The sequence below is a fragment of the Streptomyces xiaopingdaonensis genome (genome assembly GCF_000262345.1).
GTDB classification, from domain to species: Bacteria; Actinomycetota; Actinomycetes; order Streptomycetales; family Streptomycetaceae; genus Streptomyces; species Streptomyces xiaopingdaonensis.
Window position 1 is genome coordinate 1 of sequence record NZ_AJTQ01000367.1, and the last position, 2,903, is coordinate 2,903.

Genomic DNA, 2,903 nt, shown 5'->3' on the forward strand with positions numbered 1-2,903 from the left:
CGCCGCGGGAGACCACCGACTGCGCGCCGGCGCCATCGCGCCGCACCGCTCGGGGACCGCCGCCCCACCACGCGTCCCCACGCCGTAGGCCACGTCCGACAACGCTGCCCCGCGGAACGGCGCCTGCCCGAACTCGCCCGCCTCCGCGGCGCACCGCCCTCAGCGCGAGGCCTTCTCCAACCGCTCGACCTCCTCGCCCGTCAGCACCACGCCTGCCGCGTCCAGGAGTCCGGGGAGCTGCTCGGGGGTGCGGGCGCTGGCGACCGGTGCGACGACCGTGGCCCTCGTGCGCAGCCAGGCGAGCGCCACACCGGCGCCGCCGACGCCGTGCGCCTCCGCCACCTCGGCGAGGGCGGCGAGGACCCGCTGGCCGCGCTCGCTGCCGAGGTACTGCGCCGCGAGGCTGCCGCGCTTCGTCGAAGGCTCGTCCCCCGGACGGTACTTGCCGGTGAGGAAGCCCGAAGCGAGAGCGAAGTAGGGGAAGGAGGCGAGGCCGGACTCGGCTGCGGCGTCCTGGAGTTCGCCCTCGTAGGTCTCCCGGGAGACGAGGTTGTAGTGCGGCTGCACCGCCACGTACGCGGCCTTGCCCCCGTCCTGCGCGTAGGCGAGGGACTCCCGGAGCCGGGGAGCGGAGAGGTTGGAGGCGGCGACCTCGCGGACCTTGCCCTCGCGCACGAGCGCGTCGAGGGTGTCGACGATCTCGGGCACGGGGACGGTCTCGTCGTCCCGGTGCGTGTAGTAGAGGTCGATGTGATCGGTCCGGAGACGGCGGAGCGAGTCTTCGCAGGCGGCGCGAATGTTGGCGGCGCGCAGGCCCTCCCGCCCCTCCAGCGCCCCGACCTTGGTGGCGACGACGACGTCGTCGCGGTTGCCGCGCCGCTTCATCCACTCGCCGATGATCGTTTCGGACTCGCCGCCGCTGTTCCCCTCGGCGAACGCCGTGTAACTGTCGGCGGTGTCGACGAAGTTGCCCCCGGCCTCGGCGTGCGCGTCGAGGACGGCGAAGGAGGTCGTCTCGTCGGCCGTCCACCCGAAGACGTTGCCGCCGAGACAGAAAGGCGCCACCGACAGGCTGCCGACGGCGTACCTGGAGTGCATGGAGGTGCTGGTGTGGTCACTCATGCTTGCACGCTATCCCCGGTCCGGCCGTCGGCCCCTCGGCCCCCGCGGGAGACGGCGCGGACTCCCCGCGAGGCGGAGGACACCTGCCCGCCTCCGCCTCGACGGGCCTCGACCACGGGATGGCCGGGGTCTAGGGTCCCCTTCAGGGGGATGCCGGCGGCAGGATCGGACGTCTTGAGGAGCGCAGCGGCAGATGGGCTGGACTGCACGGAACATCCCGGATCAGAGCGGTCGCACCGTCGTGGTGACGGGCGCCAACAGCGGCCTCGGATACGTCACCGCACGGGAGTTGGCGCGCCGCGGCGCCCACACCGTGCTCGCCTGCCGTGACGAGGAGCGCGGCGCGCGGGCGCACGCCAGGTTGCGTACGGAGCTTCCGGAGGCGCGGACCGAGCTGCGCACGCTCGACCTCGCCGACCTCTCCTCGGTACGCGCCTTCGCCAAGGAGCTCCCCGGCGAGCGGCTCGACCTGCTCGTCAACAACGCGGGGCTGATGGCGCTCCCGTTCGGCCGCACGGCCGACGGCTTCGAGATGCAGTTCGGCGTCAACCACCTCGGGCACTTCGCCCTCACGGGGCTGCTCCTCGACCGCCTCCTCGCTGCACACGCGCCGCGCGTCGTCACCCTCTCCAGCGGCCTCCACGCCCTCGCCAACATCGAGATCGGCGACCTCAACAGCGAACACTCGTACAACCGTTGGCTCGCCTATGCCCGCTCCAAGACGGCGAACCTCCTCTTCACCCACGAGCTCGCCCGCCGCACCGTCGGCACCCGGCTGATCGCCGCCGCGGCCCACCCCGGGTACGCCTCAACCGAACTCCAGACGAAAGGCGCCCGCATGGAGGGCCGCAGGGGCGCGGAGCGCCTCCTGGCGCTCGGCAACATCGTCCTCGCGCAGCCCGCCGAGGCCGGCGCGCTCCCCGCGCTCCACGCCGCCACCGACGCGGCCGTACGCCCCGACTCCTACATCGGCCCCCGCTTCCTCGGCTGGCGCGGAGCACCGGGACCGTCCTGGCGCGCGCCATGGACGCGGAGCGACGCAGCCGGAGAGCGGCTCTGGGCGGCCTCCGAGCAGTTGACGGGCGTCGCCTACCCGTAGCCGGCCGACGTCCACGAGAGGCGGCCCGCGCCGACCAGTCCGCTATGGAGACCCACACCACATTCACACCGTGAGTCCGCTCACACGTGAAGACGCCGCAAACGCCCGGTTTTTCGTCATGGACGCGTCTCACCTCGCGCCATCTCCCCTGCGCAGCCCGGGAGTCGGGGCACCAGAGCCGACAAATCGGGCGCCTGTCCTGCGGCGTGCGCGTCGCCTCAGCCGAGAAACGCTTTGTTGAGAGCGCGATTTCGGTGTGCTTAGTGTGCCTCCGCTACCGCGGGTCCCATGCGGCAGCTCCGTGGCCAGACGCCGAATCCTGCCGCTGGTCCTCGGATGAACCGTCCCGTGGCAGGAGCGGGGGAACCAGGTAAGTGCCGCGCACGGCAGGGTCCGCAGCGATCCGACGTGGACGGCTTGGGGTGAAGCCGCGCCCTTCGCACCGAGGTGCAAGGCCGGCCGGGCTACTCCGGCCCGAATCCGACAGCTCACCTCGCAGGCGTAGGAGAGGAACCCCCTATGTCCGTACGCGGAAAGCATGCCCGAAAGCCCAACCACCGCTGGCGGCGCGGGATCTCCCTCGCGCTGACGGCCGGCGGCGCCAGCGTCGTCCTGCCCCTCGCGCTCTCCGGGAACGCGCAGGCGGCTTCGGTCGACACCTGGGACAAGGTCGCCCAGTGCG

Annotated in this window: 2 protein-coding genes and 1 riboswitch; of the genes, one reads left to right on the plus strand and one right to left on the minus strand. The window is 72.5% G+C overall.

Going from position 1 to position 2,903, the window contains the following annotated elements; genetic code table 11:
- Positions 1–159: 159 nt before the first annotated feature.
- Positions 160–1,122, minus strand: coding sequence for an aldo/keto reductase (locus UWG_RS0128195; protein ID WP_016910547.1), 963 nt, complete (start codon positions 1,120–1,122; stop codon positions 160–162).
- A 193-nt stretch (positions 1,123–1,315) separates the two neighbouring features.
- Between UWG_RS0128195 and UWG_RS0128200 the strand changes: the two genes are divergently transcribed.
- Positions 1,316–2,221 (plus strand): oxidoreductase, encoded by a 906-nt coding sequence (locus UWG_RS0128200; RefSeq protein ID WP_016910548.1) that lies wholly within the window; start codon positions 1,316–1,318, stop codon positions 2,219–2,221.
- Between the two features lie 300 nt (positions 2,222–2,521).
- A riboswitch (cyclic di-AMP (ydaO/yuaA leader) is annotated at positions 2,522–2,736 on the plus strand.
- The last annotated feature ends 167 nt before the right edge of the window (positions 2,737–2,903 follow it).

Bases quoted from the DNA above. Each gene is read 5' to 3' on its own strand.
- UWG_RS0128195 (WP_016910547.1), bottom strand. From the start codon at position 1,122: ATGAGTGACCACACCAGCACCTCCATGCACTCCAGGTACGCCGTCGGC.
- UWG_RS0128200 (WP_016910548.1), top strand. From the start codon at position 1,316: ATGGGCTGGACTGCACGGAACATCCCGGATCAGAGCGGTCGCACCGTC.